Annotated in this window: 23 protein-coding genes; 2 read left to right on the top strand and 21 right to left on the bottom strand. The window is 63.8% G+C overall.

All coding sequences use genetic code 11. The features are described 5' to 3' along the window. Window positions 1-102: 102 nt before the first annotated feature. From recQ to uxaC, 9 genes are all read right to left on the bottom strand, one after another. Window positions 103-1,941 (bottom strand): DNA helicase RecQ, encoded by a 1,839-nt coding sequence (gene recQ, locus X727_RS137870; RefSeq protein ID WP_023835231.1) that lies wholly within the window; start codon window positions 1,939-1,941, stop codon window positions 103-105. A gap of 360 nt (window positions 1,942-2,301) precedes the next feature. Further along, window positions 2,302-2,640, bottom strand: coding sequence for a cupin domain-containing protein (locus tag X727_RS137875; protein ID WP_031204750.1), 339 nt, complete (start codon window positions 2,638-2,640; stop codon window positions 2,302-2,304). A 10-nt stretch (window positions 2,641-2,650) separates the two neighbouring features. After that, entirely contained in the window at window positions 2,651-3,517 is an 867-nt protein-coding gene (locus tag X727_RS137880) for an SDR family oxidoreductase (protein WP_023835229.1), read from the bottom strand. Beyond that, complete coding sequence (gene kduI, locus X727_RS137885; RefSeq protein ID WP_023835228.1) at window positions 3,514-4,371, bottom strand: 5-dehydro-4-deoxy-D-glucuronate isomerase; 858 nt, start codon at window positions 4,369-4,371, stop codon at window positions 3,514-3,516. The genes X727_RS137880 and kduI overlap by 4 nt, the downstream gene beginning before the upstream one ends. 20 nt (window positions 4,372-4,391) lie before the next feature. Next, window positions 4,392-5,168, bottom strand: coding sequence for a FadR/GntR family transcriptional regulator (locus tag X727_RS137890; protein WP_023835227.1), 777 nt, complete (start codon window positions 5,166-5,168; stop codon window positions 4,392-4,394). 24 nt (window positions 5,169-5,192) lie between these two features. After that, a complete protein-coding gene (locus tag X727_RS137895; protein ID WP_023668679.1) occupies window positions 5,193-6,473 on the bottom strand; it encodes a TRAP transporter large permease in 1,281 nt (426 codons plus the stop codon). Further along, the gene (locus X727_RS137900; protein ID WP_245259954.1) at window positions 6,474-6,941 is read right to left on the bottom strand and encodes a TRAP transporter small permease; all 468 of its coding nucleotides are present in this window, start codon (window positions 6,939-6,941) and stop codon (window positions 6,474-6,476) included. It lies immediately after the preceding gene. A 166-nt stretch (window positions 6,942-7,107) separates the two neighbouring features. Then, complete coding sequence (locus X727_RS137905) at window positions 7,108-8,085, bottom strand: TRAP transporter substrate-binding protein (protein WP_023668677.1); 978 nt, start codon at window positions 8,083-8,085, stop codon at window positions 7,108-7,110. Between the two features lie 38 nt (window positions 8,086-8,123). Then, window positions 8,124-9,533 (bottom strand): glucuronate isomerase, encoded by a 1,410-nt coding sequence (gene uxaC, locus X727_RS137910; RefSeq protein WP_023835226.1) that lies wholly within the window; start codon window positions 9,531-9,533, stop codon window positions 8,124-8,126. A gap of 175 nt (window positions 9,534-9,708) precedes the next feature. Here uxaC and X727_RS137915 point away from each other — a divergent pair, with 175 nt between their 5' ends. Then, complete coding sequence (locus X727_RS137915) at window positions 9,709-11,217, top strand: mannitol dehydrogenase family protein (protein WP_031204748.1); 1,509 nt, start codon at window positions 9,709-9,711, stop codon at window positions 11,215-11,217. 28 nt (window positions 11,218-11,245) lie between these two features. Here the strand turns inward: X727_RS137915 and lepB are convergent, their stop codons facing one another. The 7 genes from lepB to X727_RS137945 all read right to left on the bottom strand — a co-directional run bounded on the left by lepB (window position 11,246) and on the right by X727_RS137945 (window position 18,327). Then, a complete protein-coding gene (gene lepB, locus X727_RS01000000165140; RefSeq protein ID WP_032889989.1) occupies window positions 11,246-11,992 on the bottom strand; it encodes a signal peptidase I in 747 nt (248 codons plus the stop codon). Between the two features lie 525 nt (window positions 11,993-12,517). After that, the gene (locus tag X727_RS137920) at window positions 12,518-12,925 is read right to left on the bottom strand and encodes a F0F1 ATP synthase subunit epsilon (protein ID WP_023750363.1); all 408 of its coding nucleotides are present in this window, start codon (window positions 12,923-12,925) and stop codon (window positions 12,518-12,520) included. Window positions 12,926-13,034: 109 nt separating this feature from the next. Beyond that, the gene (gene atpD / locus X727_RS137925; RefSeq protein ID WP_023668673.1) at window positions 13,035-14,606 is read right to left on the bottom strand and encodes a F0F1 ATP synthase subunit beta; all 1,572 of its coding nucleotides are present in this window, start codon (window positions 14,604-14,606) and stop codon (window positions 13,035-13,037) included. Between the two features lie 70 nt (window positions 14,607-14,676). Beyond that, the gene (locus X727_RS137930) at window positions 14,677-15,561 is read right to left on the bottom strand and encodes a F0F1 ATP synthase subunit gamma (RefSeq protein ID WP_023668672.1); all 885 of its coding nucleotides are present in this window, start codon (window positions 15,559-15,561) and stop codon (window positions 14,677-14,679) included. A gap of 34 nt (window positions 15,562-15,595) precedes the next feature. After that, entirely contained in the window at window positions 15,596-17,125 is a 1,530-nt protein-coding gene (atpA, locus tag X727_RS137935; protein WP_023684101.1) for a F0F1 ATP synthase subunit alpha, read from the bottom strand. Next, window positions 17,125-17,685, bottom strand: a complete 561-nt coding sequence (locus X727_RS137940; protein WP_023688887.1) for a F0F1 ATP synthase subunit delta — start codon at window positions 17,683-17,685, stop codon at window positions 17,125-17,127. Before X727_RS137940 ends, atpA begins: the two co-directional genes overlap by 1 nt. A gap of 246 nt (window positions 17,686-17,931) precedes the next feature. Continuing rightward, on the bottom strand, window positions 17,932-18,327 hold the full coding sequence (locus X727_RS137945; protein WP_023684099.1) for a DUF4345 family protein: 396 nt from the start codon (window positions 18,325-18,327) through the stop codon (window positions 17,932-17,934). A 138-nt stretch (window positions 18,328-18,465) separates the two neighbouring features. On the opposite strand from X727_RS137945, the gene X727_RS137950 reads away from it, so the two are divergent. Then, window positions 18,466-18,654: a hypothetical protein gene (locus tag X727_RS137950; RefSeq protein ID WP_023726136.1), complete on the top strand. Its 189-nt coding sequence runs from the start codon at window positions 18,466-18,468 to the stop codon at window positions 18,652-18,654. Between the two features lie 16 nt (window positions 18,655-18,670). On the opposite strand, the gene X727_RS137955 is transcribed toward X727_RS137950, so the two are convergent. The 5 genes from X727_RS137955 to X727_RS137975 form a co-directional block, all read right to left on the bottom strand. After that, complete coding sequence (locus X727_RS137955; RefSeq protein ID WP_023726135.1) at window positions 18,671-19,366, bottom strand: aspartate/glutamate racemase family protein; 696 nt, start codon at window positions 19,364-19,366, stop codon at window positions 18,671-18,673. A 110-nt stretch (window positions 19,367-19,476) separates the two neighbouring features. Beyond that, window positions 19,477-20,811 carry a SidA/IucD/PvdA family monooxygenase gene (locus X727_RS137960; protein WP_023835223.1) on the bottom strand — a complete coding sequence of 445 codons (1,335 nt, stop codon included), beginning with the start codon at window positions 20,809-20,811 and terminating at the stop codon, window positions 19,477-19,479. Continuing rightward, window positions 20,808-22,628 (bottom strand): IucA/IucC family siderophore biosynthesis protein, encoded by a 1,821-nt coding sequence (locus tag X727_RS137965; RefSeq protein WP_023835222.1) that lies wholly within the window; start codon window positions 22,626-22,628, stop codon window positions 20,808-20,810. The genes X727_RS137960 and X727_RS137965 overlap by 4 nt, the downstream gene beginning before the upstream one ends. Further along, a complete protein-coding gene (locus X727_RS137970) occupies window positions 22,625-23,689 on the bottom strand; it encodes a GNAT family N-acetyltransferase (RefSeq protein WP_023835221.1) in 1,065 nt (354 codons plus the stop codon). Before X727_RS137970 ends, X727_RS137965 begins: the two co-directional genes overlap by 4 nt. Further along, window positions 23,686-25,347, bottom strand: coding sequence for an IucA/IucC family protein (locus X727_RS137975; RefSeq protein WP_245274217.1), 1,662 nt, complete (start codon window positions 25,345-25,347; stop codon window positions 23,686-23,688). Before X727_RS137975 ends, X727_RS137970 begins: the two co-directional genes overlap by 4 nt. Window positions 25,348-25,390 lie beyond the last annotated feature (43 nt).

The raw sequence follows: 25,390 nt of genomic DNA, 5'->3' as shown, positions 1-25,390 counted from the left end.
CCATTCCCCTACGGCAGGGTAGCGCCAAAATGAAAGGATAAGCGGGCGGGCAAGTTGAAGGCGTACTGATGCCGGATCGGGCTTTGGTCCAGCAAAAGCCTCTCAGCCTGACGCCTCGGAAAAGTGCGCGGCAATGGCGCTCAGAAAAACCTTGCCGAACTCCTTGAGCTTGGCCGCGCCGACGCCATTCACCCCGGCGAAATCGTCGAGGTCTTGCGGACGACGCTCGGCCATGTCGATCAGTGTACGATCCGAAAACACCACATAGGCCGGCACCTGGCGTTCCTTGGCCAGATGCAGCCGCAGCGTCTTGAGCGCCGCGAGCAGCGACGCATCTACATTTTCGCTCTGGGGGCTCCGCCCGGCGCGAGCCGCGCGGCGCGCGGCGCGCGTGCGCATCTCGACCCGATACTGGAACGGCACCTCGCCCCGGCCGAGTGCGTGGCCCTTGTCCGCGATGGCCAACCCGCCATGGCCGGCCGGGTCCGGCATCAGGAAACCGTTCGCGACCAGCTGGCGAATCATAGATTGCCAAAAATCCTTTTTGTGCGCGGTGCCATTGCCGAAGGCTGCCAGCCTGTGATGCCCCCTTGCCGCGATCTTTTCAGTCTCGTGGCCGATGAGGATGTCGATGACATGGCCGGCGCCGAAGCGCTCGCCGCTCTGCGCCACCGCCGCCAGGATGAGGCGCGCCTCGGCGGTGCCGTCGGCGCGCGGCGCCTGTTCCAGGCAATTGTCGCAATTGCCGCAAGGGACCGCCTCTTCACCGAAATAACCGAGCAGCACCTGGCGGCGGCACTCGGCCGTCTCGCAATAGCCGATCAGCGTATCGAGCCGGCCATGCGAGCGGCGCTTGTGCTCGACAGCGGCGTCCTCGTCGTCGATGAACATGCGGCGCATGCGGATGTCGCCAAGGCCGTAAAGCATATGCGCCTCCGCCGCCCGGCCGTCGCGACCGGCGCGGCCGATTTCCTGGTAATAAGCTTCGAGGCTGCCCGGCAGGTCGGTGTGGAAGACATAGGCGACATCAGGCTTGTCGATCCCCATGCCGAAGGCGATGGTCGCCACCATGACGACGCCGGACAGCGTCATGAAGGCGTTCTGGTTGGCATCACGCGCCTCCTTGCTCATGCCGGCGTGATAGGCGAGCGCGGTCACGCCGTTCTTTTCGAGGAATGCCGCCACCTCTTCGGTCTTCTTGCGCGACAGGCAGTAGACGATGCCGCTGCGCCCCTGATGGCGCTCGATGAAGTTGAGCAACTGCCGCTTGCTGTCCTGCTTGGGCTCGATGGCAAGCTTGATGTTGGGCCGGTCGAAGCCAAGCACCTGCGTTTCGACACGCCCGCCAAACAGCCGTCTCTCGATGTCTGCCCGCGTCGTCTCGTCCGCCGTCGCCGTCACCGCAATGATCGGTACGTCGGGAAAGATGCCACGCAGTTGCGAAAGGTCTTCATATTCGCGCCGGAACGCCGGCCCCCACTGCGAAATGCAATGCGCCTCGTCGATGGCGATCAGGCTGACATCGAGCCTGGCAAGCGCATCCAGCATCCGCTCGGTCATCAGCCGTTCCGGCGCGAGGTAGAGCAGCCGCGTCTGGCCCGACGCGACGCGGCGCCATGCCGCGACATTGGCATCACGGTCGATCGAGGAATTGATCGTATCGGCGGCGACGCCGGCGAGGCGCAGTGCGGCGACCTGATCCTGCATCAGCGCCACTAGCGGCGAAACGACAATGGTCAGCCCGCCCTTGACCAGCGCCGGAACCTGATAGCACAGCGATTTGCCCGCACCCGTCGGCATGACCGCCAGCACGTGGCGGCCGCCAAGCAGTGCCTCCATCACCGCGGCCTGTCCGGGACGGAAATCGTCGAAACCGAACACGTCCTTGAGGACGCGCCGTTTGGGATCGTGCGTCGGTACGCTCGTCGTCGATATCTGCATCACTGATGTTTTCGATCGGCCGCCCGAAGCAGCGGCGTGGACAGAACGATTAGCGCAGCCCCTGCGTGACCACAACAAGCAGCAGCAACACCCCACCGGCGATCGACCTGGTTGGCATCGTTAAACCAATCTTCACCATGTTGCGGCACCGTCCAACCCTGCGGCGATGTTTCGAGTACCGCTGCGCCACGAGCGCACAGGCAACAGCCCGCGCCTCCCCAGGAGGCGCGGGTTTCCTGTTTCTGGAATTGCCGAAAAAGGTTCAGGCCAGAAAATCGGCGCGGTGCGGGGTAAAGCTGTCGACCAGGCGCCCGNCAGACGTGTGCTCTTCCGATCTTTTCTGGAATTGCCGAAAAAGGTTCAGGCCAGAAAATCGGCGCGGTGCGGGGTAAAGCTGTCGACCAGGCGCCCGGCCTCCAGCGCCTTGACGCCGTGCACCAGATTGGACGGCACGATGAAGCTGCCGCCGGTCTCGATGGTCGCGGTGCGGCCGTCGATGGTCACCTCGAAGCGACCTTCGGCGACATAGCTGGCCTGGACATGCGGGTGCGAATGCAGTGCGCCGACGCCGCCCTTGTCGAAGCCGAACTCGACCATCATCAGCTCATCCGTATGCAGGAGAACGCGCCGCCTGTTGCCGTCCGGCGTCGGCGTCCACGCGCTCTCGCCGGGTTGGGCAAAAATCTTATGCTCGATCATGACTGTTTCCTCATCGCGCCAGCCAGCCGCCATCCACCGGGATCACGGCGCCGTGCATATAGTCGGATGCGGGGGCCAGCAGGAAGACAGCGGCGTCGCCTATGTCTTCCGGTCCGCCCCAGCGCCCGGCCGGGATGCGCGCCAATATAGCGGCGCTGCGGTCGGGATCGGCGCGCAACGCCTCGGTGTTGTTGGTTTCAATATAGCCGGGCGCAATTGCGTTGACGTTGATGCCTTTTGCCGCCCATTCGCAGGCCAGCAGCCGGGTTATGCCGAGCGCGCCATGTTTCGACGCGGTGTAGGACGCGACACGAATACCGCCCTGGAAACTCAGCACCGAGGCGATGTTGACGATCTTGCCGCGCCGCCTCGGGTCGGTCAGCACGCGCGTAGCAAAACCTTGGCTGAGAAAGAACAGCGTCTTCAGATTGACGTCGATGACGTCGTCCCAGTCGGCCTCGGAGAAATAGACCGCATCGGCGCGCCTTCGAAGTCGATATCTTTCGTNAAAGAACAGCGTCTTCAGATTGACGTCGATGACGTCGTCCCAGTCGGCCTCGGAGAAATAGACCGCATCGGCGCGGCGGATGATGCCGGCATTGTTGACCAGCCCGTCGATCGGGCCGGTCTTCTCCCACACCTGGTCGAGCATGGCCTTGGCGGCAACATGATCGGCGAGATCGCACCGCACCGCCTCGAACTGGCCACCGGCTTCCGCGACTTGTCTTTCCGTGTCGTCCATCACAGAGCGGCCGACGCCAATGACGGTGCCGCCGGCGCGCGCGATCGAGACGGCGATGCCCTGGCCGATGCCAGTATTCGCGCCGGTGACCAGGATACGCTTGCCGGCCAGGCTGAAGGAGGAAGGTCCGCTCAACGCAGTTCGCCCAGCGGCACCGGATCGACATCGGTATAGTCGACATTGTCGCCGGCCATCGCCCAGATGAAGGCGTAGTTCGAGGTGCCGACCCCGGAATGGATAGACCAGCCTGGCGACAGCACCGCCTCCTCGTTGGCAATCACCAGATGCCGCGTTTCGTCGGGCTCGCCCATGAAATGGAAGACGCGCGCCGTCTCCGGCAGGTCGAAATAGAGATAGGCCTCCATGCGCCGGTCATGCACATGGCAAGGGATGGTGTTCCACACCGAGCCCGGCGCCAACTGCGTCATGCCGACGACCAGCTGGCAGGTCTTGACCCCATCGGCATGGATGAACTGGAAGATCGAGCGCTCGTTGCAGCTTTCCTTGCTGCCGAGATCGAGACGCTTGGCATCGCCGATGCGGATCAGCCGGTTGGGATAGGTGTGATGCGCCGGCGCGCTGAGCAGGTAGAATTTGGCAGGCTGGCCCGCATCGGCCGACGCGAACGAAACGTCGGTGATGCCCATGCCGAGATAGAGCATGTCGCGCGCCTGCAACGGGTGGGCCTCGCCATTCGCCGTCACCGAGCCGGCGCCGCCGATATTGACGATGATCAACTCACGGCGATCGAGAAAATTCTTGGTGCCCGTCGGCTTGATCGCTTCCAGCGGCAGCGGCGCTGCCGCCGGCACGGCGCCGCCGACGATCATGCGGTCATAATGGGCGTAGGTCAGGCTGACGCGTCCCAGCTGGAACAGGTCGTCAATATGGAAGTTGTGACGCAGCTCGTCGGTTCCCATGGACGCTGCGGCGACCGGGTCGATGGCGAAACGCGAGGTGAAATCGGTATGCGGGTGACTTTGAGACATTACTGCTCCGGCTGAAATGGTTATTCGGATGCCGCCGCCTTGACCGAGTCGGCGTAGAAGACCTGGCGGGCGTGCAGCCGCTCGCGGTAGCGCTGCTGGCTGGCCGTGAGATGGGCGCGCATCGCCTCGCGCGCGGCCTCCGCGTCGCCTGACGTGATCGCGTCGAGGATCACCAGATGCTCGCGCTGCAGTCCGCGCTGATAGCTGTCGGATTGCACCAGTTCGGTCGACCAGGGCGAGGTCACGTCGCAAGGAATGGCGCGGCGTCCAAGCACATCGAGCATCTCGACATAGAACGGATTGTTGGTGGCGCTGGCGATTGCCCGGTGGAAGGCGAGATCGGCCGGACCGGTCGGCTCGCTGTTGAGAAGCAGCCGTTCGAATTCGAAGAACGCTTCCTGGATCGCTGCTTCCTGCGCGGCGTTGCGGCGAATGGCGGCGAGCCCGGCCGATTCGATTTCGACGGCCAGGCGCACTTCGAGCACATTGAGCGCGATGGAATCCTTGCTGCCCATGTCGGCGGCGAGCGCGCCGAACATCGTTGAGATGTGCTCGGTGACGAACACGCCTGCGCCCTGGCGCGCCTCGACGAGCCCGTCGGCGGCGAGCTTGGCCAGCGCTTCGCGGATGACGGTGCGGCTGACGCCGAAGGTCTCGGTCAGTTGTCCTTCGGTCGGCAATTTGTAGCCGGGCAGGATCTCGCCCGCCTGCAGCTGCTTGCGAATCGCAGCGACGACGGTCTCCGACAGTTTGGGTTTTCTCTCGACCCTGAGATCAACAGCGCTATCCGATGCCATATCGCACCCCTGTTTGAAGACGCCCTATTTGAACACGCTCGGCAACCAGAGCGAAATCGCCGGAATATAGGTCACCAGCCCCAGGACCACGATGCCCGCGCCATAGAACGGCCAGATCGAGCGCATCGCTTCCCAGACCGTAATCTTGCCGACGGCACAGGCGACGAACTGCACCGTGCCGACCGGTGGCGTGTTGAGCCCAATGCCGAGATTGAGGATGGTGATGACGCCGAAATGCACGGGGTCGACGCCGTAATGGGTGACCAGCGGCAGGAAGATCGGCGTGCAGATGATGATCATCGGCCCCATGTCCATGAAGGTGCCGAGCAGCAGCATCAAGACGTTGAGCAGAAGCAGCACCACCAGCGGATCGGTGGAGATGGCGTTCATGCCTGCGATCAGCAGCACCGGCACTTTGAGATAGGCCATCAGCCAGCTGAACGAGGCCGCCGTGCCGATGATCAGCAGCACCATTGAGGTCGTGCGCACCGCGCCCTTTGTGGCATGGACGAAATCGCCCCAGGCCATCGACCGGTAGACGAAGACGGTGACCAGCAAGGCGTAGATGATGGCGATGCAGGAGCTTTCCGTCGCCGTGAAAACGCCCGAGCGAACGCCGCCGAAGATGATACCGATAAGCAGAAGTCCGGGGATGGCGATGACCGCCAGCTGGCCGACACGCGAGAAGCCGGGAAAGGCCTCGACCGGGTAGCCACGGCTGCGGGCGACAAAATAGGCGGTGACCATCAGCGAAGCGGCGAACAGCAGGCCCGGCAGGATACCGGCGGTGAACAGGTCGGCGATCGAAATCTTGCCGCCGCCGGCGATCGAATAGATGATCATGTTCTGCGACGGCGGCAGAAGCAGCGCGATCAGCGCCGCCATTGAGGTCACGTTGACGGCGTAGTCGGCGCCGTAGCCGCGCGCTTTCATCTGCGGGATCATCAGCCCGCCGACGGCAGCGGCTTCCGCCACAGCCGAGCCGGAAATGCCGCCGAACAACGTCGCGGCGATGATGTTGACCTGACCGAGCCCACCGCGGACATGACCGACCAGCGAGCCGGCAAAGGAAACGATGCGCTGCGCGATGCCGCCGCGCACCATCAGGTCGCCCGCAAAGATGAAGAACGGGATCGCCATCAGTGAGAACGCCGACATGCCCGACTTCAATTGCTGGAACACCACCAGGGGCGGCAGGCCGAGATAAAGCACGGTGGCGAAGGACGCCGCACCCAGGCAAAAGGCGATCGGCGTGCCGGCAAACATCAAAAGCGTGAAGACGCCAAACAGGATCCAGAGTTCCATCTAGGCCTCCTGCACGGCCGGCATTTCCGGCACTTCCTCGAGATTGATATCCTTGTCGATGTCGGCGCCAGACCAGCGCAGCACGATGCGTTCGGCCGAGAACAGGCAGATCAGAAAGCCGCCGGCGACCAGCGGCAGATAGTCGAAACCGCCGGGAAGCTCGAGCGCCGGGATGATGGTCCGCCAGGTCAGCCCGACCAGCTTGCAGCCGTACCAGACCATGCCGAAGCCGAAGCCGAACGCGATCAGGTCGGACAGGGTGCGCAGCGCCCATTTGCTGCCCTTGGGCAGGATATAGAGCAGCACGTCGAAGCCCATATGGTAATTCTCGCGCACGCCGACGGCAGCGCCCAGGAAAATGAACCAGTTCATCAGCATGATGGCGGTGACTTCGGTCCAGCTCGGTGACGCGTTGAGCACGAAGCGGGAAAACACCTGGTAGGCAACAAGCGCGGTCATGGCGACCATCCCGATGCCCGCGAGATAGAGCGCACCGTCGCAAATCTTCGAAAGCACCGCGCTGAAGCGCGGTGGCGCTCCGCTCCTGGCCGTTCCCGCAGTCATCCGATCCTCCCGGTCTTTCCGTCCCCTAAAAGCGATTGGCGGGGCGGCGCCATGCCGCCCCGCGAGAAAATCACTTGGTCGCCTGGATGCGCGTCGCGAGGTCCTTGAGCTCCGGCGTCTTCAGATACTTGTCGTAGACCGGCTTCATCGCATCGATCAGCGGCTGCTTGTCGATCTCGCTGACCTTGACGCCGGCCTTCTCGACGATCTCTCGCGACTTCTTCTCCTGCGCGTCCCACAATTCGCGCATCTTGACGACGCTATCCTTGGCCGCCTGCTTGACGATCGCCTGGTCTTCCGGCGTCAGTCTGTCCCAGCTCGATTTCGACATCACCAGCACTTCCGGCACGATCTGGTGCTGGTCGACGGTATAGTGCTTGGCGACTTCGTAGTGCTTGGCGGATTCGAAGCTGGGCCAGTTGTTCTCGGCGCCGTCGATGACGCCGGTTTCGAGCGCCGAATAGACCTCGCCATACGCCATCGGCGTGGCATTTGCGCCAAGCGCGTTGACCATATCGACGAACACGTCGGACTGGATGACGCGGAACTTCATGCCTTTCAGATCGGCGATCGAGGTGATGTCCTTCTTGGTGTTGTAGAAGGAACGGGCGCCGGAATCGTAGAAGGCAAGGCCGACCAGATCATGCGTCTCGAAGGCCTTGAGGATCTCGTCGCCGATCGGCCCGTCCATGACATGGCGCATGTGCTCGACCGAACGGAACATGTAGGGCAGCGACGGCACCGCGGTTTCCGGCACGATGCCGTTGAACGGACCCATCGAGACGCGGTTCAGATCGATGACACCGGTCTGCGTCTGCTCGATCGTGTCCTTTTCCTCGCCGAGCTGCGCCGAATGATAGACCTCGACCGAATAGCGGCCGGCGGTGCGCTCCTTGATGAGCTCGCCGAGATATTTGACCGCCTCGACAGTCGGATACCCGTCCGGATGGGTGTCGGCCGAGCGCAGTACGGTCTGGGCGCCGGCAACGCCGATCATCAGCGAGCCGAAGGCGAATGTGGCTGCCACCAGTTTTGAAAAATGCAACATGACTGTCTTCCTCCCTTTTAAAATTCCACGCGCCCGGCTCACAGCCGGTACGCCTTCTTGGCAAGCGTGTAGGCAAGCTCCCGCGCCAGCTCATGCGCCTCGTCCTCACGCAGCCGGTGCTCGGCGACGAGACGGGCGAGAAAGGCGCAGTCAACCCGGCGCGCCACATCGTGGCGGGCGGGTATGGATGGAAAGGCGCGGGTGTCGTCGTTGAAACCGACAGTGTTGTAGAAGCCGGCGGTCTCGGTGGTCATCTCGCGGAACCGGCGCATGCCTTCCGGGCTGTCATGGAACCACCAGGCAGGCCCGAGCTTCAGCGCCGGATAGACGCCGGCCAGCGGCGCCAGTTCGCGCGCGTAGCTGGTCTCGTCGAGCGTGAACAGAATGATGGAGAGGTCGCGCTCCAACCCGACGCAGTCGAGCAAGGGTTTGAGCGCCGCGGCATAGTCGGTGCGGGTCGGAATATCGAAGCCTTTGTCGCGGCCGAATCTCTGAAAAATTCCGGGCGAGTGGTTGCGCCATGAGCCGGGATGGATCTGCATGACCAGCCCGTCGTCGCGGCTCATCTTGGCCATCTCGGTCAGCATCTGGGCGCGAAACAGCTTGCGCTCGCGCTCGTCGTCCGAGCCGCGGCGGATGCGGTTGAACAGCTCTTCCGCCGCCGCATCGGAAAGATTGGCGGTCTCGGCCGTCGGATGGCCGTGGTCCGATGAGGTTGCGCCGAAGCTTTTGAAGAAAGCGCGGCGATTGCGATGCGCGTCGAGATAGCCGGCCCATGTGCCGGTGTCGCAGCCGGTGATCTCGCCCAGACGATCGAGATTGGCCGAAAATCCTTCGAAGTCGGGATCGACGACAGCATCCGGCCTGTAGGCAGTGACGACGCGGCCCTGCCAGCCGCTGTCGCGGATCGTCTTGTGCCATTGGAGATCGTCGAGTGCGCCCTCGGTCGTCGCGATGACCTCGATGTTGAAGCGCTCGAACAGCGCGCGTGGGCGATAATCGTCGCGCTGCAAAAGCGCCGCGATGGTGTCGTAATGGCGGCTAGCGGTGCTGGCGTTGAGCGGCTCTTCGATGCCGAACAGATGCTCGAGCACATGGTCGAGCCACAACCGCGTCGGCGTGCCGCGGAAGAGGTAATAGTGCTCGGCGAAGCGCCGCCAGATCGCCCTGGGATCGGTCTCGACCGGCGAGCCGTCGAGAGTCGGGACGCCGAGATCTTCCAGCCGCACGCCCTGGCTGAACAGCATACGGAAAATGTAGTGGTCGGGCACCACCAGCAATTGCGCGGGATCGGGGAATGGCTCGTTGAGCGCATACCAACGCGGATCGGTGTGGCCGTGCGGGCTGATGATCGGCAGGTCCTTGATGCCGGCATGGAGATCGCGCGCGATCGACAGCGCGCGCCCTTCGGCGGCAAAAAGCAGATCCGGATCGGTCAGTCCCGCCACGTCGTTCCTCCCAGGGGCGATATCGGTAGGATTGGAAAGAAATAATGTCAACATACAAAAATTGGATTGTTGTATGATGACTTTTAACCGGCGTCAGGTCATTGTGCGGCGGAAGAGCGGATGTTAGGCCGCTAGCAGATCCCGCCCCGCACACCATCCAGCGACAAGCCGCGCCATGACCAGCAGACGCCTTTCCAACGCAACAGTGCAATCCTTGCCGGCCTCGGTCGCGGTCCCCCCCTATGATCGCGCCAGTGTCGCCCCAGGCATCGTCCATCTCGGCGTTGGAGCCTTCCACCGTGCCCATCAGGCCGCCTATGTCGATGACTGCCTAGCGGCCGGCGAGACCGGCTGGGGCATTGTCGGCGTCTCGCTGCGCAGCCCCGACACGCGCGATGCGCTGACGCCACAGGACGGGCTCTACACGCTGGCGGTGCGCGGCAGCGATGGCGAAGCGCTGCACATTGTCGGCTCGATCCAGTCGATGCTGGTCGCGCCGGAAGACCCCGGCGCGGTGCTGGCCGCGCTGACCGACCCGCGCACCCGCATCGTCACCCTGACCATCACCGAAAAGGCCTATCTCAGGGCCGCCGACGGCAGCCTCGACGAAAACCATCCCGATATCGTCCACGATCTGGGCAATCCCGGATCTCCCAGGACAGCGCATGGATTCCTGGCGGAAGCGCTGGTGCGACGCCGGGCCGCCGGCACGCCGCCCTTCACCGTGCTTTGCTGCGACAACCTGCCGGCCAATGGCGCCACGCTGCACCGGCTGCTGGTCGGGTTTGCAAAACTGCGCGATGCCGGCGCTGCTGCTTCAGGCGACGCTGCCCTCGCCGGTCATATAGCCGATGACGTTGCATTCCCATCGAGCATGGTCGACCGCATCGTGCCGGCAACCACCGATGCCGACCGGGCGCGCATCGCGGTCGAACTCGGCCTCGAGGACGCCTGGCCGGTGATGACCGAACCGTTCCGGCAATGGGTGATCGAAAACAGGTTTCCAGCCGGCCGCCCGGCCTGGGAGAAATTCGGCGTCACCATGGTCGAGGATGTCCGGCCGTTCGAGGACATGAAGCTTCGGCTGCTCAACGGCGCCCATTCGGGCATCGCCTATATCGGCCTGCTCAGCGGCCACGTCACCGTCGACCGCGCCTTCGCGGATCCCGCGATCCGCGCGTTCGTCGACCGGCTCTGGGCCGAGGCCATCCCGACCTTGCCTGGGGATGCCGGGCTCGACACGTCAGCCTATACGGCCGAACTTGCCGAACGTTTCTCCAACACCGCGCTGGCCCACCGCACCGCGCAGATCGCCAATGACGGCAGCCAGAAATTGCCGCAGCGCATTGTCGCTACCGCCATCGAGCGCATCCAGGCCGGCCTGGTCCCGGAGCATCTGACGCTGGTGATCGCCGCTTGGATCGCCGCCTGCGAGGCGCGCGGCAAGGACCTGCCGGAAGCCCACTTTACCGATCCGCTCGACGCGGCGCTGGCGGCGCTCGACGAACGACGGATGCTGGAACGAGTAGCGGCGGTGTTCGACTGGGCCGGCTTCGTCAGCGGCAAGCCCGAGCGGCAGACGCTGATCGAACTGGTCGCCGCTCATCGCGAGCATATCCTGCAAGGCGGGATCGTGCTTGCGCTCTCAGCGCTCGGCATACCGGAGCCGACAAACGTAGGCTGAAGCTGGTCCGGAACCGCCCATTTCAAGCCTATTGTCCCGCCGGAGCGTCCAGCCTCTGCCGCGACGAATACTCCGTGCCTTGCGAATTCCAGAACAGTCGCACTGCCTTACCGACCAGGTTTTCGGCAGGAACGAAGCCGACACTGAGCCGGCTATCGGAGGAATTATCCCTGTTGTCGCCAAGCACGAAATAGTGGCCTTCGGGCACGTCGAACACCCGCGTGTTGTCGGTTATTGAATTGTCCGTAAGACTGATGACGGAATAGGAAACGCCGTTGGGGAGGGTTTCACCTTGCAGTCTGGCGCTTTGGGGAGAGTCCTCGGAGCTGTACGGACCAACATCCTCGAGTTTGACCGCCACACCATTGATGCGAAGGATTCCGTCGACCATCTGGATTTTGTCGCCCGGCAGTCCAACGACCCGCTTGACGTAGTCCATGCTCGGATCCGCTGGAAATTTGAACACCACAATATCTCCGCGCTTCGGCTCGGCGGCAAAGATCCGGCCTTCGAAGGGCAGCAGCCCAAGAGGAACACTGTAGCGGCTGTAACCATAGGCAAACTTCGAGACGAAGAAATAGTCGCCGAGTTCCAGCGTTGGTGTCATGCTGCCTGCCGGGGTCGAAAACGGCTGGAAGAGGAATGTGCGGATCGCTAACGCGGCTCCGTAGGAGGTCAGCACGGCCAACAGCAGCACCGAAAGGCCGTGTGAATACCACCGGTTCGGTCTGTATCGTGACGCGAAAGGCACGACGAGCGCTACCCACAGGACCATGAGACCTAAACTGGAGAGATCCACCAGCCAGGCGAGATCGACCCCCGGCAGAACCGGGAATCCCACATATGTCAGCGCAATGCTTATGGCGCTGATCACCACCAGGCTGGCAACCGCCGGCCGGCCGGCGCCGATCCAAAGGAACCCGCCGAACGGACCGCCAAAGGCCGCGATCAGCGCCGTCGTCCACCGGGATCGCGAGGCCGCTTCCGGTTGCGTTGTCTGTTCCGTCATCGGCCACCCCAAATCGATAGACAGCCGGACTGTCGAACAACCAGAAAGCAGGGGCAAGCCCCGATCCGACTGTACCCCCGCAGCCAAATCGCGGTTCCGCCGGCGCCATCGCCTAATACAAGCTCATCTCGCCCTGACTGGCAGCCGGCATGCCGCCACCCGATCTGATCATGCTGGCTGCCCGCCCCGAAATCCCGCCAAGGCCCTGCGCCTATGCGAGACGATCCAGGATGGCGGCCGCAACAAAAAAGCCGGGCTGAGCCCGGCCTTTTCTTCAAGTCATTCTGCGGCTTACGCCGGCAGCAGTGCGCCTTCGAGCGTGGTCAGCTGGGCGAGGAACTGCTCGGCCTTGCTGCGGGACTGATCGTCCTTGGCGTCAGCGGCGTCTTCCTTGGCTTCCTGGATGCGGCGGGCGAGATCGGCGCGGTCGATATCGCCGACGGCAACCGCCGATTCGGCCAGCAGCGTGCAACCGGCCGGAACGATGTCGGCAAAGCCGCCGAACACCACATAGCGCTCTTCCTTGCCGCCGGCGGTCTTCAGCGTGACGACGCCCGGCTTGATCGTGGTCATGACCGGCGCATGGTGCGCCATGACCGTCATTTCACCCTCGGCGCCTGGAATGACGACTGACTCGACCTGCTCGGAAACCAGGAGGCGCTCCGGCGAGACCAGTTCGAACTTGAAAGCTTCAGCCATGTCAATTTAGTGAGTAGGGAGTAGTGAGTAGGGAGTAGGGAGAGGACAACTGTCCTGATCACCCGGCCGCTATTCACTACTGACTACTGACTACTCCCTATTGCCTTGATTACGCTGCTTCAGCCGCCAGGCGCTGAGCCTTCTCGACCGCTTCGTCGATGCCGCCGACCATGTAGAAGGCGGCTTCCGGCAGGTGATCGTAGTCGCCGTTGCAGAGGCCCTTGAAGCCCTTGATGGTGTCGGCGAGGTCGACCAGCTTGCCCGGCGCACCCGTGAACACTTCGGCGACGAAGAACGGCTGCGACAGGAAGCGCTCGATCTTGCGGGCGCGGGCGACAGTCTGTTTGTCTTCTTCACTGAGCTCGTCCATGCCCAGGATGGCGATGATGTCCTGCAGCGACTTGTAGCGCTGGAGGATCGACTGCACCTGGCGGGCGACGGCATAGTGCTCCTCGCCGACGACCAGCGGATCGAGCATGCGCGAGGTCGAGTCGAGCGGATCGACGGCGGGGTAGATGCCCTTTTCCGAGATCGCGCGGTTGAGCACGGTCGTCGCGTCCAGGTGGGCGAACGAGGTCGCAGGCGCCGGGTCGGTCAAATCGTCGGCCGGCACGTAGATCGCCTGCACCGAAGTGATCGAACCCTTGGTCGTTGTGGTGATGCGTTCCTGCAGCGCACCCATGTCGGTGGCCAGCGTTGGCTGGTAACCCACGGCCGAAGGAATACGGCCGAGCAGCGCCGACACTTCAGAACCGGCCTGCGTGAAGCGGAAGATGTTGTCGACGAAGAACAGCACGTCCTGGCCCTGGTCGCGGAAATATTCGGCGACCGTCAGGCCGGTCAGGCCGACGCGGGCACGCGCGCCCGGCGGCTCGTTCATCTGGCCATAGACCAGTGCCGCCTTGGAGCCTTCGCCGCCGCCCTTCTTGTTGACGCCGGACTCGATGAACTCGTGATAAAGATCGTTGCCCTCGCGGGTGCGCTCGCCGACGCCGGCGAAGACCGAGAAGCCGCCATGCGCCTTGGCGACGTTGTTGATCAGCTCCTGGATCAGAACCGTCTTGCCGACGCCGGCGCCGCCGAACAGGCCGATCTTGCCTCCGCGGGCGTAGGGCGCCAGAAGGTCGAGCACCTTGATGCCGGTGATCAGGATCTGCGCTTCCGTCGACTGTTCGACATAGGTAGGCGCCGGCTGGTGGATGGCGCGCATCTCGATGCCGTCGACCGGGCCTTCTTCGTCGACCGGCTCGCCGATGACGTTGATGATGCGGCCGAGCATGCCCGGGCCGACCGGAACGGTGATCGGCGCGCCGGTGTCATAGACGTCCTGGCCGCGAACCAGGCCTTCGGTGGAATCCATGGCGATGCAGCGCACGGTGTTTTCGCCCAGATGCTGGGCAACTTCGAGCACCAGGCGGTTGCCGACATTGGAGGTTTCGATGGCGTTCAAAATGGCCGGCAGATGATCGCCGAACTGCACGTCGACGACGGCGCCGATGACCTGGCGAACCTTGCCGATGGCGCCGGTCTTCTTGACGGCAACGCTCGTCGTCTTCGCTGCCGGGGCCGCGGCCTTGGCGGGCGCGGCCGCCTTCTTGGCCGGAGCGGCCTTCGCCGCTGCTGCCGGAGCCTTTGCGGCCGCCTTGGGGGCCGTCTTCGCGGGGGTCGCTGCTTTCGCCATCGTCTTTACCCTTCTCGTCCTTTGTTTCTCACGCTCCATCAGAAGGTCGATGACCTCCTGGCGGTCGCGCCTAGAGCGCTTCGGCGCCCGAAATGATTTCGATCAGTTCCTTGGTGATCTGCGCCTGCCGCTGGCGGTTATAGGTGATCGACAGTTTGTTGATCATGTCGCCGGCATTGCGCGTTGCATTGTCCATGGCGCTCATTTTGGCGCCCATCTCGCCGGCTGCGTTTTCGAGCAGCGCGCGGAAGACCTGGACCGAGATGTTGCGCGGAATGAGGTCGGTGAGGATCTCGCCCGGCTCCGGCTCGTATTCGTAGACGGCATTGCCACCGGCGGTCGCTTCGGCGGGAGCCGAAGCCACGCCGGCAGGAATGATCTGCTGCGCGGTCGGAATCTGGCTGATCACCGACTTGAACTGCGAATAAAACAGCGTGCAGATATCGAAGCCGCCTTCGCCGAACAGATGGATGATCTTACGGGCGATCGCATCGGCATTGACGAAGCCGAGCTTCTTGACATCGCGTAGGTCGACGCGGTCGATAATCAGCGAGGCATAGTCTCGGCGCAGAATGTCGAAACCCTTCTTGCCGACGCAGATGATCTTGACCTGCTTGCCGTCGGCCAGAAGCCGGCGGATATGGTCGCGGGCCAGACGTGCGATCTGCGAGTTGAAGCCGCCGCACAGGCCGCGCTCGGCCGTGCAGACGACGAGCAGATGCACATCGTCCTTGCCGGTGCCGGTCATCAGCGCCGGGGCATCGCCGCCGCCGCCGATCGCCTGCGTGATATTGGCCAGCACCGCACCCATCCGCTCGGAATAGGGACGCGCCGCCTCCGCTGCTTCCTGCGCGCGACGCAGCTTCGCCGCGGCGACCATCTGCATCGCCTTGGTGATCTTCTGCGTCGCCTTGACCGAGGCGATACGGTTACGAAGGTCTTTTAATGAAGGCATGCTTCAAACCTGATCCCGAGCGTCCGGCTTCTTCTCAAGCGAAGGTCTTGGCGAAGGCGTCGATCTCGGCCTTCAGCTTGGCGCGCAGATCGTCCGACAGCGCCTTTTCCTTGCGGATGCCGTCCAGCACGTCCTTGCCGGCCGAGCGCATATGGCTGAGCAGGCCGTGCTCGAACTTGCCGACCTGGTTCAGCGCCAGCTTGTCGAGATAGCCGTTGACGCCGGCGAAGATCACCGTGACCTGCTCCTCGACCTTGAGCGGCGAGAACTGCGGCTGCTTCAACAGTTCGGTCAGGCGCGAGCCGCGGTTGAGCAGGCGCTGCGTGGCGGCGTCGAGATCGGAGCCGAACTGCGCGAACGCAGCCATTTCGCGGTACTGCGCGAGCTCGCCCTTGATCGAGCCGGCGACCTGCTTCATCGCCTTGATTTGCGCCGACGAACCGACGCGCGACACCGACAGGCCGACGTTGACCGCCGGACGGATGCCCTGGAAGAACAGGTTGGTTTCGAGGAAGATCTGGCCGTCGGTGATCGAGATCACGTTGGTCGGGATGTAGGCCGACACGTCGTTGGCCTGCGTCTCGATGATCGGCAGCGCGGTCAGCGAACCGCCGCCCAGATCGTCGTTGAGCTTGGCGGCGCGCTCGAGCAGGCGCGAATGCAGGTAGAACACGTCGCCCGGATAGGCTTCGCGACCCGGCGGGCGGCGCAGCAAGAGCGACATCTGGCGATAGGCGACGGCCTGCTTCGACAGATCGTCATAGCTGATCAGCGCATGCATGCCGTTGTCGCGGAAATATTCGCCCATGGTGGCGCCGGTGAACGGCGCCAGGAACTGCATCGGCGCCGGATCGGAAGCTGTGGCGGCGACGATGATCGAATATTCAAGGGCGCCGCGCTCTTCGAGAACCTTCACGAACTGCGCGACCGTCGAGCGCTTCTGCCCGATGGCGACGTAGACGCAGTAGAGCTTTTCCTTTTCCGGCCCGTTGTCGTGCACGGCCTTCTGGTTGAGCATCGTGTCGAGGATGATCGCGGTCTTGCCGGTCTGGCGATCGCCGATGACCAGCTCGCGCTGGCCGCGGCCAACGGGGATCAGCGCATCGATGGCCTTGAGGCCGGTCGACATCGGCTCGTTGACCGACTTGCGCGGGATGATGCCTGGCGCCTTGACGTCGACGCGCTTGCGTTCGGTCGCCTTGATCGGGCCCTTGCCGTCGATCGGATTCCCGAGCGCGTCGACGACGCGGCCGAGCAGGCCCATGCCGACAGGCGTATCGACGATGGCGCCGGTGCGTTTGACGATGTCGCCTTCCTTGATGTCGCGGTCGGCGCCGAAGATGACGACGCCGACATTGTCGGCTTCGAGGTTGAGCGCCATGCCGCGGATGCCGCCGGGGAATTCGACCATTTCGCCGGCCTGGACATTGTCGAGGCCGTAGACGCGAGCGATACCGTCACCGACGGACAGCACCTGGCCGACTTCGGAGACCTCGGCCTCCTTGCCGAAATTCTTGATCTGGTCTTTGAGAATTGCGGAAATTTCCGCGGCGCGGATGTCCATCAGCCGACCTCTTTCAGTGCAAGCTTGAGCGAATTGAGTTTGGTTTTGAGCGACGTATCGATCTGGCGCGAGCCCATCTTGACCACCAGCCCGCCGAGCAGCGACGGATCGACGGTAACAGTGATGGCCACGTCCTTGCCGGCGACGCCTTTCAGCGCGGCCTTGAGTTCGGTCTGCTGGGCAGCCGTCAGTTCATGCGCCGAAGTGACCTCGGCTGATGTCTCACCGCGCTGTTCGGCGGCGATCTTGCGAAAAGCCTTGATCATGCCGGGCACCGCGAAGAGCCGGCGGTTGCGGGCGACGACGCGCAGGAAATTGCCGGTCAGGCCGGTGATGCCGGCCTTGTCGGCGATCGACGCGATTGCCTTGGCCTGGTCCTCGCTGGAGAACACCGGGCTGTTGATGAGGCGCGTCAGGTCGGCGCTGTCATCCAGCATCCTGGCGAAACTGTCGAGGTCGGCCTCGACCTTGGCCACCGAATTCGACTGCCGCGCAAGTTCGAACAGCGAACCCGCGTAGCGTTCTGCGACACCCGAGATTGGCGATGACGATTGAGCCACGGACCGTCTTTTCTCTTGTCTGAGGGGCCGCAGATTGTTGGCGCGAGCAAAAACTCTGGCTAAATCTTTGACCTTACTAAGTTTTTCCAAGCACGGAGGCGCGGCTTCCGCTATCCCCGGCCGAAAGTCGATTGCCGTCTAGCACAGGCATTTTAAGACCGCAATGCGTCGTCCCGCATGCTTTTCGGGCACTATTGTCGCATCCGGCCGCAGAGTTCAACCGAAGCCTTTGGATTGGCTGCCGATTCAGGGCAGAAAGCCGAAGACGAAGGCAAGCGGCAACGCGGCCAGGACGAGTTCGACGACGATCGACGCCCAGTTGAAAGGCGTGTTGGCGCCGTCCGACATCATCGACAGCAAACGGCCAAAAGCGGTGAACAGCCAGGAAAAGCCGAGTGCCATATAGAGCCACGGCTGCGCCAACAGAATGCAGCACAGGCTGACGCCGAGATAGAAGCCCGACATCCGGCCGCGCCCTTCCGCGATTGCCGCTGCCCTTTCGGGCCGGACCTGCAGCCGCAGAATCCGAAATGCCAGCCCTGGCGCGAGGAAAAACAGCAGACCGAGCGCCAAGGTGACGACGGCGCTGGACCAAGCCAGCCATTCGCCCTGGCTGGTCGGCCACGGAAACGCAAATTCCATCTTGCTTTCATCCCCTCACAGCAATGCCGGATGTATTGAATGTCGCTGCAAAAAGAAGTCAAGCGCGCGGCAGTTTTGGCACGCAATTCGTGAAGGAGCGGAAGGCTGTTTAGGCCGCGCGCGCGTCCGGCCAGCATCGTGGCCAACCTGTATTGTCAGGCGACGCCTCACTCCTATCTGCAGGACCGGTTTTGCACAGCCAAAGGCCCCGACACCGATCGCCTTTATTTCCTGACCGGGCACCTCAATCTGGCCGGCACGGAAGCAGATCGATGGAAGCTGAAAGTGGTCGGCAGCGGCAATGTCGCCGTGGCCGCCCAGCCCTGATCTCTGTTTTGGCCCTTCAGGGCAGCATGAATGCGACCGCCGCCTCGGCATGGATGCGCGTGGTGTCGAACACCGGAATGTCGAAATCGCGCTCGCCAATCAACATGGTGATCTCGGTGCAGCCCATGATGACGCCATCGATCTTCTCATCGCGTCGCAGACGGGCGACCTCGTCGATATAGGCCGCCTTCGATGCCGCGCTGACGATGCCCCGGCAGAGCTCGTCGTAGATTACCTGGTGCACCATGTCGCGCCCGGCCTGGTCCGGCACCACGGGCTGCAGCCCGTATTTCTCCGTCAGTCGGCCCTTGTAGAAATCCTGCTCCATGGTGAAGCGGGTCGCCAGCAGCGCCGGCCGCTTGACGCCGGCGCCCTTGACCGCGACGGCCGTGGCGTCGGCAATGTGGATAAGCGGGATCGACACCGCCGCCTGCACCCGGTCGGCGAGCTTGTGCATGGTGTTGGTGCAGATCAAAAGCCCCTCTGCGCCGCCCGCCTCCAGCTTGCGCGCCGCATCCGCCAGCAGCACGCCCGCACTGTCCCAGTCGCCATGATGCTGCCGGTCGGCGATTTCGGCGAAGTCGAAGGAATAGAGCAACAGCTTTGCCGAATGCAGCCCGCTCAGCCGCTCGCGCACGATCTCGTTGAGCAGGCGATAATAGATCGCCGTCGATTCCCAGCTCATGCCGCCGATGAGGCCAAGGGTTTTCATGCGCTGAGCCTCCAGCAGGACCGAACGATCTCTCTCACAGAAAAGCTTTACGGGTCGATGTCAACCTTAACGCGCGCCGTACCACGCTCTTCGGCCCGCCTCCACAAACATCACCGCGCGCCCGATTCGGTCATCCTCGCATTGGCGCCGAGATGATGCAGGCTTTGTGTCGTGTGCCTTGAACTCCAGGCAACCGGCGGATCGGGCAGATCGAGATCGAACTGTGCCCGCCCGAGCAGCGAATTGACGATCTTGGCGCTGCGCCAAGCCATCAGGCTGAGCTGCGGCTCGGCTATGCCATGGCTGAGCCGGCCGGCATTGAGCGCGTAGATCCGGCGGTCGTCGGGCCCGTCCCATTCGACCTCGAAGCTGGCGTTGAGCCTGTAATGACCGCGCTCGTCCAGCGCGATCCTGTTCATGAGCGGCGCCATGCAATCAGGAATGGCAAAGGCATAGCCGGTGGCCAGAACCACCGCATCGACGGTGCGCGTCTCGATGGCGCCGTCGAAGCCGTTGCGCATGATCAGCCGGTATTCGCTGCCTTCCCGCGTCACGTTCAGCACTTCGCGGTGCGGCGTCATGTTGACCGCCGTCGTTTCCTCCGAGAGGTGCCGCAGCGTGTAAAGCTGGCGATAGATCGCCTTCAGTGTGCTCGTCGATGCGCCGTCACCGGCAAGCAGTTGCTGTTCCAGGATCGTCTCACGCCGCCCTTGCGGCAGCCGATGGAAGCTTTCGACATAGCCCGGCGTGAAGAGTTCGTCGGTGAAAGGCGAGTCGTCCAGTGGCAGGAAATTCGGCCGCATCGAGATCCACTCGATTTCGCGGCCGGCGAAGCGGTCGGAGGAGATCAGATGCAGAAGCACTTCGGCGCCGCTCTGGCCACCGCCGATCACGGCGACACGCTGTCCGCTCAGGCGATCGAGGCGGTTGGCGGCCTGGGCGTTGTGGAAGCATTGATCGGAGGCCGCCGCCCGCGCCCAGGCGGGGATGTTGGGCACCAGCCCGACGGCAATGGCGAGATTGCGCGCGTTCACCTGCTCGCGGCCGATATGCAGCCTGAAATTCGTTCCGTCGAAGTCGATCCGGTCGACGGCGCTGGCGAAGCGCAGCGAAGACAAGTTCTCACCGACCCATCCGAGATAGCGGGCGAATTCCGGCCGCGGGATGGCTGAGAAATCCGCGTTGAGGAATTCATAGAACCGCTTCTGCGCGACCAGATAGGACATGAACGACCATGGGCTGGTCGGATGCGTCGCGGTGACGAGATCCTTGAGGAAGGATGTCTGCAGTTCGACGCCCGGCAGCATCATGCCCGGGTGCCATTCGAGCCGCGTCGCCCGATCGAAGAAGCGCGCTTCGACGCCGTCCACCGCATCGAGATGGGCGGCGAGGCTGAGATTGAACGGCCCGATGCCGATGCCTGCGAGGTCAAGCGTATGGGTCATGGCGAACTCCTTATGGAGCTGGCTGGGCTGATGGGAGATCGCCGGGCTGACTCGGGGTTAAGCGGATTGTCGAGCGGTGTGCCAAGGTCAGGCAGAGGGCGTTCGTCGCTGTCGCCGTAGCCGATGGCGAAGCGCACCTTGTTGATGGCGATGCGTGGGATCTTCGGAGCAAACAGATCGAAGAGCGCGAACCGTTCCGACAGCTCAGGGTTCTGCGCCTGGTAGCGCCGGATGGCGGCGGCCAGGATGGCGTAGAAAGTCCTCTCGTCGAAGCGGTCATAGGCGGCCAGCGCCTCGGATAGGAAGCGCAGAACGCTGACGATGTGTCCCGTTTGCAGATGCTGGAGAAGATGTGCCGGTGGCCGACGCTTCAGCGTCGACAGGATTTTGGGGTCGAGGCCGGCCAGTTCGGGAAACGGCTGGTCGACGAGATCGAGGTCGCCCTGGAAATCCTTGACCGCCACGCCGAGAGGCGTCGCTCCGTCGAGGATGATGGTGACGTTCTGGCCATGGGCGATGAAGCCGACGCCGTAACGGCACATGAAGTGGTAGAGCGGCACGAAGGCCGTGGAGAACAGGCGATCGAGCCATGCCTCCGGACCAAGGCCGGACTGCTCCATCAGGGCGCTGGCGATCGGCCTGCCATGCGCGTCGCGCTGCGGCAGGGCGCCCATCATCATCGGCCGCTGGCCCGCTGTCAGATCCTTTTCGGGGCTTTCGCGCCATATGGCGCCCAGCATCTCGCAAAACTGATAGGGCGCGCCTTCAACGCCGGTATAGTGCGGATGCGGATAGAAGGCGCCGGCGACTTCCTGCAAGACCTTGACGTCCTTGAGCACCGGGTCCGCGGCCGCCACCGTGGCCAGCCAGCGCGACAGATCGGCGCCGATCGCCATGTATTTGCCCGGCACGCCGCGCCACGCTGAGGTGTTGAGGATGGTCAGCGGCAGCTTGACATGCAGCGCCTCGGGCCGTGCCACATTGGCAAGCGTGCGCAGCGACTGCAAGGGCAGGAACGCGTCGCCGAACTGGCCAAGCGGCACCAGCCGGCCGGCAGCGATCTCGCTACCATATTGCGAGGCGATCATCGCCTGCCACTGCCAGGGGTGGACCGGCAGCAGCCTATGCGTCGATCGCGAGATCCCGGCGGCGCTGAAAGCCGCTTCGAGCCTTGCGCGCTCGTAGTCGCCGAGTGCGGCCTGCAGCAGCGCCTCTTCGTCGAGCCCGCAGTCAAGCGCCAGCAGGCAGCGATCGCTGGCGGCGGCAAGCCAGAAGAGCTGGAATGCGGTGGCCGATTCTGGCGCGTAGCGCTCGAAGTCGTCCCGTCCCCAGCCGAGCCGGCCCTTGTTGGCGGGCGCCTTCGGATGGCCGTCGAGCAATGCCTGCAACTCGGTATCCGGCAGCGCGGCTAGTTCGGCGGCTGGTCGATTGCCGCGGGCTTTGGCGATCCGCATGTCGGCCATCAGCGTGTTGTAAAGCTCCTTCGCATAGGTGCAGAATGTTGCCGGCGGCATGCCGAGCGTCTCGCGCGCGTCGGCGAAGAAGGCGACCGCATCGTCGACCGGCAGCTCGATGCCGGCATCGCGGGTCAGCGTCTCCGGACGGACGGCGATCTGACCCCACAGGCGCCGCGTCGCGGCAAAGCGATAGGTCAAGCCGGGGCCGAGCGTCAGTTTCCATCGGCCGGGCGAAAGCTCGCGGGGCGACAGGCACTCCTCGAAGGTCAGTTCGGAAATGGCCTTGGCGACGGCATCGCGGTTGATCGCGGCCCAGCGTGTCGCCTCGCCCGCTTTGGCAATCGGTTGCTGCACCGTCACATCGGCACCTCGCGGAAGAAGCGTTCCCGCTCGCAGCAGACCAGTGCCGCGCGCTTGTGCGGGAAGTCGAACTCCTTGACTTTGTCGTAGGCGGCGCCGGCGCAATAGCTCAGCATCTTCTGGTGCGCTGCGCGTGGCTCGCCGACGACGCGCTGCGTGCGCGGCTCGTCGAGGAACAGATAGTGGGTGACGGAACGGAACAGAGCCAGCGTCTTCGGCCGGCCGAGATGGCGCGTATTGCCGATCAGCCCATGCCAGCCGCGGTCCCAGTCGAGCGGCTCGTAATAGGGCCCGAGCCGGTCCTCCTTGGCCCAGTAGAACTCGAAATAGCCGGTCGGCTCGCCGTCGAAGCTGGCGATGACGCCGAAAATATGCGGATCGCTTTCCTGCTCGGCGAGATATTTGTCGAGCTCCTCATGGCCCCGGGCAAGCTCCCAGAAGAAGGCGATACGGCCATCGTTCATCCAGCGATGGAAGAGGTCGAGATCGGTCCGGCGGTCGATCGGCCGCAACGACACGGTGAGACCGATCTCGGCAATCCAGCGTTCGTACATCGGGCCGCAGGGGCGCGGTTGGCGCAATGGCGGCAGCCGGTCTTGCGGGCCGATAGCGGTCGTCAATGCCGGATAGGTGACATGCGAGGCCTGGCTGCGCCACAGCAGCGGCAGCTGGCGGAGGACCGAGCGATGGATGACGGCGCGTTCCGGTTCACCCGGAACCGTCTCGGTGGCCAGCGCCGAAACCGGCCACAGCGTCTTGGCCGCCGGCAGGAAGGCGCGGTCGAAGGAAGGATGCAGGCGCAGCGCGGCGTCGACGAGACCTGCAAGGATTTGCGGTTGGTCGAGGCGGCCGCCAGTGAACGCGACATCGTCGATGAGCAGGCGGCCATCCGCGATGGAGATGCGGGCCTGTCCCACCGCTGTTCCCTCAGCGTTGACCAGGCTGACATGGCCATCGCCGGCACGGATGGCGAGCGGCTCCGCGGCCGAGGCCAGATGCTGCCATCCTTCGTTGCCGGCGACGGTGGCGGGTGACCAGTTCTTCGCAGCCTCGATGTTCATGCGTATTCTCTCACATGCAGGGGGTTGGGAAGCTCGACGTAACCTGCCAGCGGATCGGTCACCTCGGTGTTCTCATTGATGTCGCGCAGCGCGATCAGGAAATTGCCCTTGGCAGCCAGCGTCGGCGCGTTGAGCAAATAGTCGACGCAGGACCGGTCAGCCATCGGCGTGGCAGCCAGCCGCTCGAGCGAGCGGCGGAATATCGCCAGCAGATCGTCTTCGTTGGTGAGGCCAGCGGCGGCAAGGGCTGCGACGGCGGCGAAAGCGCCATTGACGACCAGATAGTAGCCGAACAGCTTCGCAGCCGCTTCCGCTGGGAAGACATGATCGCCCGCCTGACCAGCCTCGGGCACGAATTCGCGCAGCCTGGGCAGGAATTCCTCGACATACCCGGTGCCCTGGCAGTCGCGAAAATAGAGCGCATTCGGCCAGCCGCCGGCGAGGCCGACGACGAGGTTCTGCTGATGGGCGCCGAACAGCAGGCCGAATTCCGAGAAGGCAACGATAAACGGCTCGATGGCGGCATGAAGGAAACGCTCGAACCACAAACGCGCCGTTTCCTCGACAGGTCGCTTCTCGTCGCGGGCGATACGGTGGACCAGGTCGGACAGATGGCTTTCGGTACGGCCGGGATGGCGCTCGCAAAGCGCGCCGAGAACGGCAGCCGGCGGATTGCCCGTGCCGCGAAACGGATTTTCGCGAAACGAGACGATGGTATCCGTCATCAGCCGGCCGTCTTCGTCACGCAGGCCGAACCAGGCGGGCTCACCCAGCACCGTCATGGTCGGGCAGCGCCGCTGCAAGGCATAGCCGAGCTTGCCCTTGACCAGCCGGTGCACCGAAAGGCCGCGCCGGCACTCATGCTCCTCGACGATGCGCCTGGAATTGGTCAGGCGCAGGCTGAGCGAGAATTTCAGCATCCACTCGGCTTCAGCTGAATGAACCGTGCGCAGCGAGGTCGTGGCCCGCCACGCTGGTCCGCCGAGCCCAACATCAACGATACGGCCGGCGCGAAACAGGCGCTCGACGGGGTCTTCCAGCACGAGCCGTACGGCCTGCCACGGATGCATCGGAACGAGAACCTTGCCCTGTTGCTTGCCAGCCCGAGCAAGCAGCTGCGGATCGCTGGCGGCAAGCCCGCGGACCATCTCGGTGACATCTAGCGGCTCGACGCTGCCCCCAGTGAGGATGGTCGGGTCGACGGCCCACCAGCGCAGTTTGAACGCATTGCAGTATTCATGCCCGAAGCGCGCGGAATCCGTGTGCGTGAACTCTTCGCGACTCATCGGCGCCGGATGCACGGCATGGCCGAAGCGCAGGGCGCTTTCGGCATCGATGAAATCAGGATCGCCTTCGGAGAAGGGCCGCGACGATCCACGCGCCGCAGTCGCGTCAGCGATTGCGGCGATGCTGGCCAGGCTGCGGCGCAGGAAGGTCAGTCGGCTTTTCGCTGTCGCCCGGCCGGCAATGTCGGGATCCGCCAGGATCAGCGCCAAAAGGCTGAAAAGGTCGATCTCGGTCGCTTCGCCATCGGCCCCCTCGTTACTAATATCGAGGCGCCAGAGCGGCATCGCTAAATCGTGGTAACCGACCTTCGAGCGATGCCGCGCTTCGACGAGCACCGCCGCGCGCGAGGCAGGGAAATTCAGACGCAGCACGGCTGCCTGCGGCCGAAACAGCGCGGTTTGCCTGGCGTCGACG

It is taken from the genome of Mesorhizobium sp. L103C105A0 (genome assembly GCF_000502215.1).
In the GTDB taxonomy this organism is placed as follows: Bacteria; Pseudomonadota; Alphaproteobacteria; order Rhizobiales; family Rhizobiaceae; genus Mesorhizobium.
Note: the sequence above shows the minus strand (reverse complement) of the source record. Positions and strands in the feature narration are given on the sequence as shown.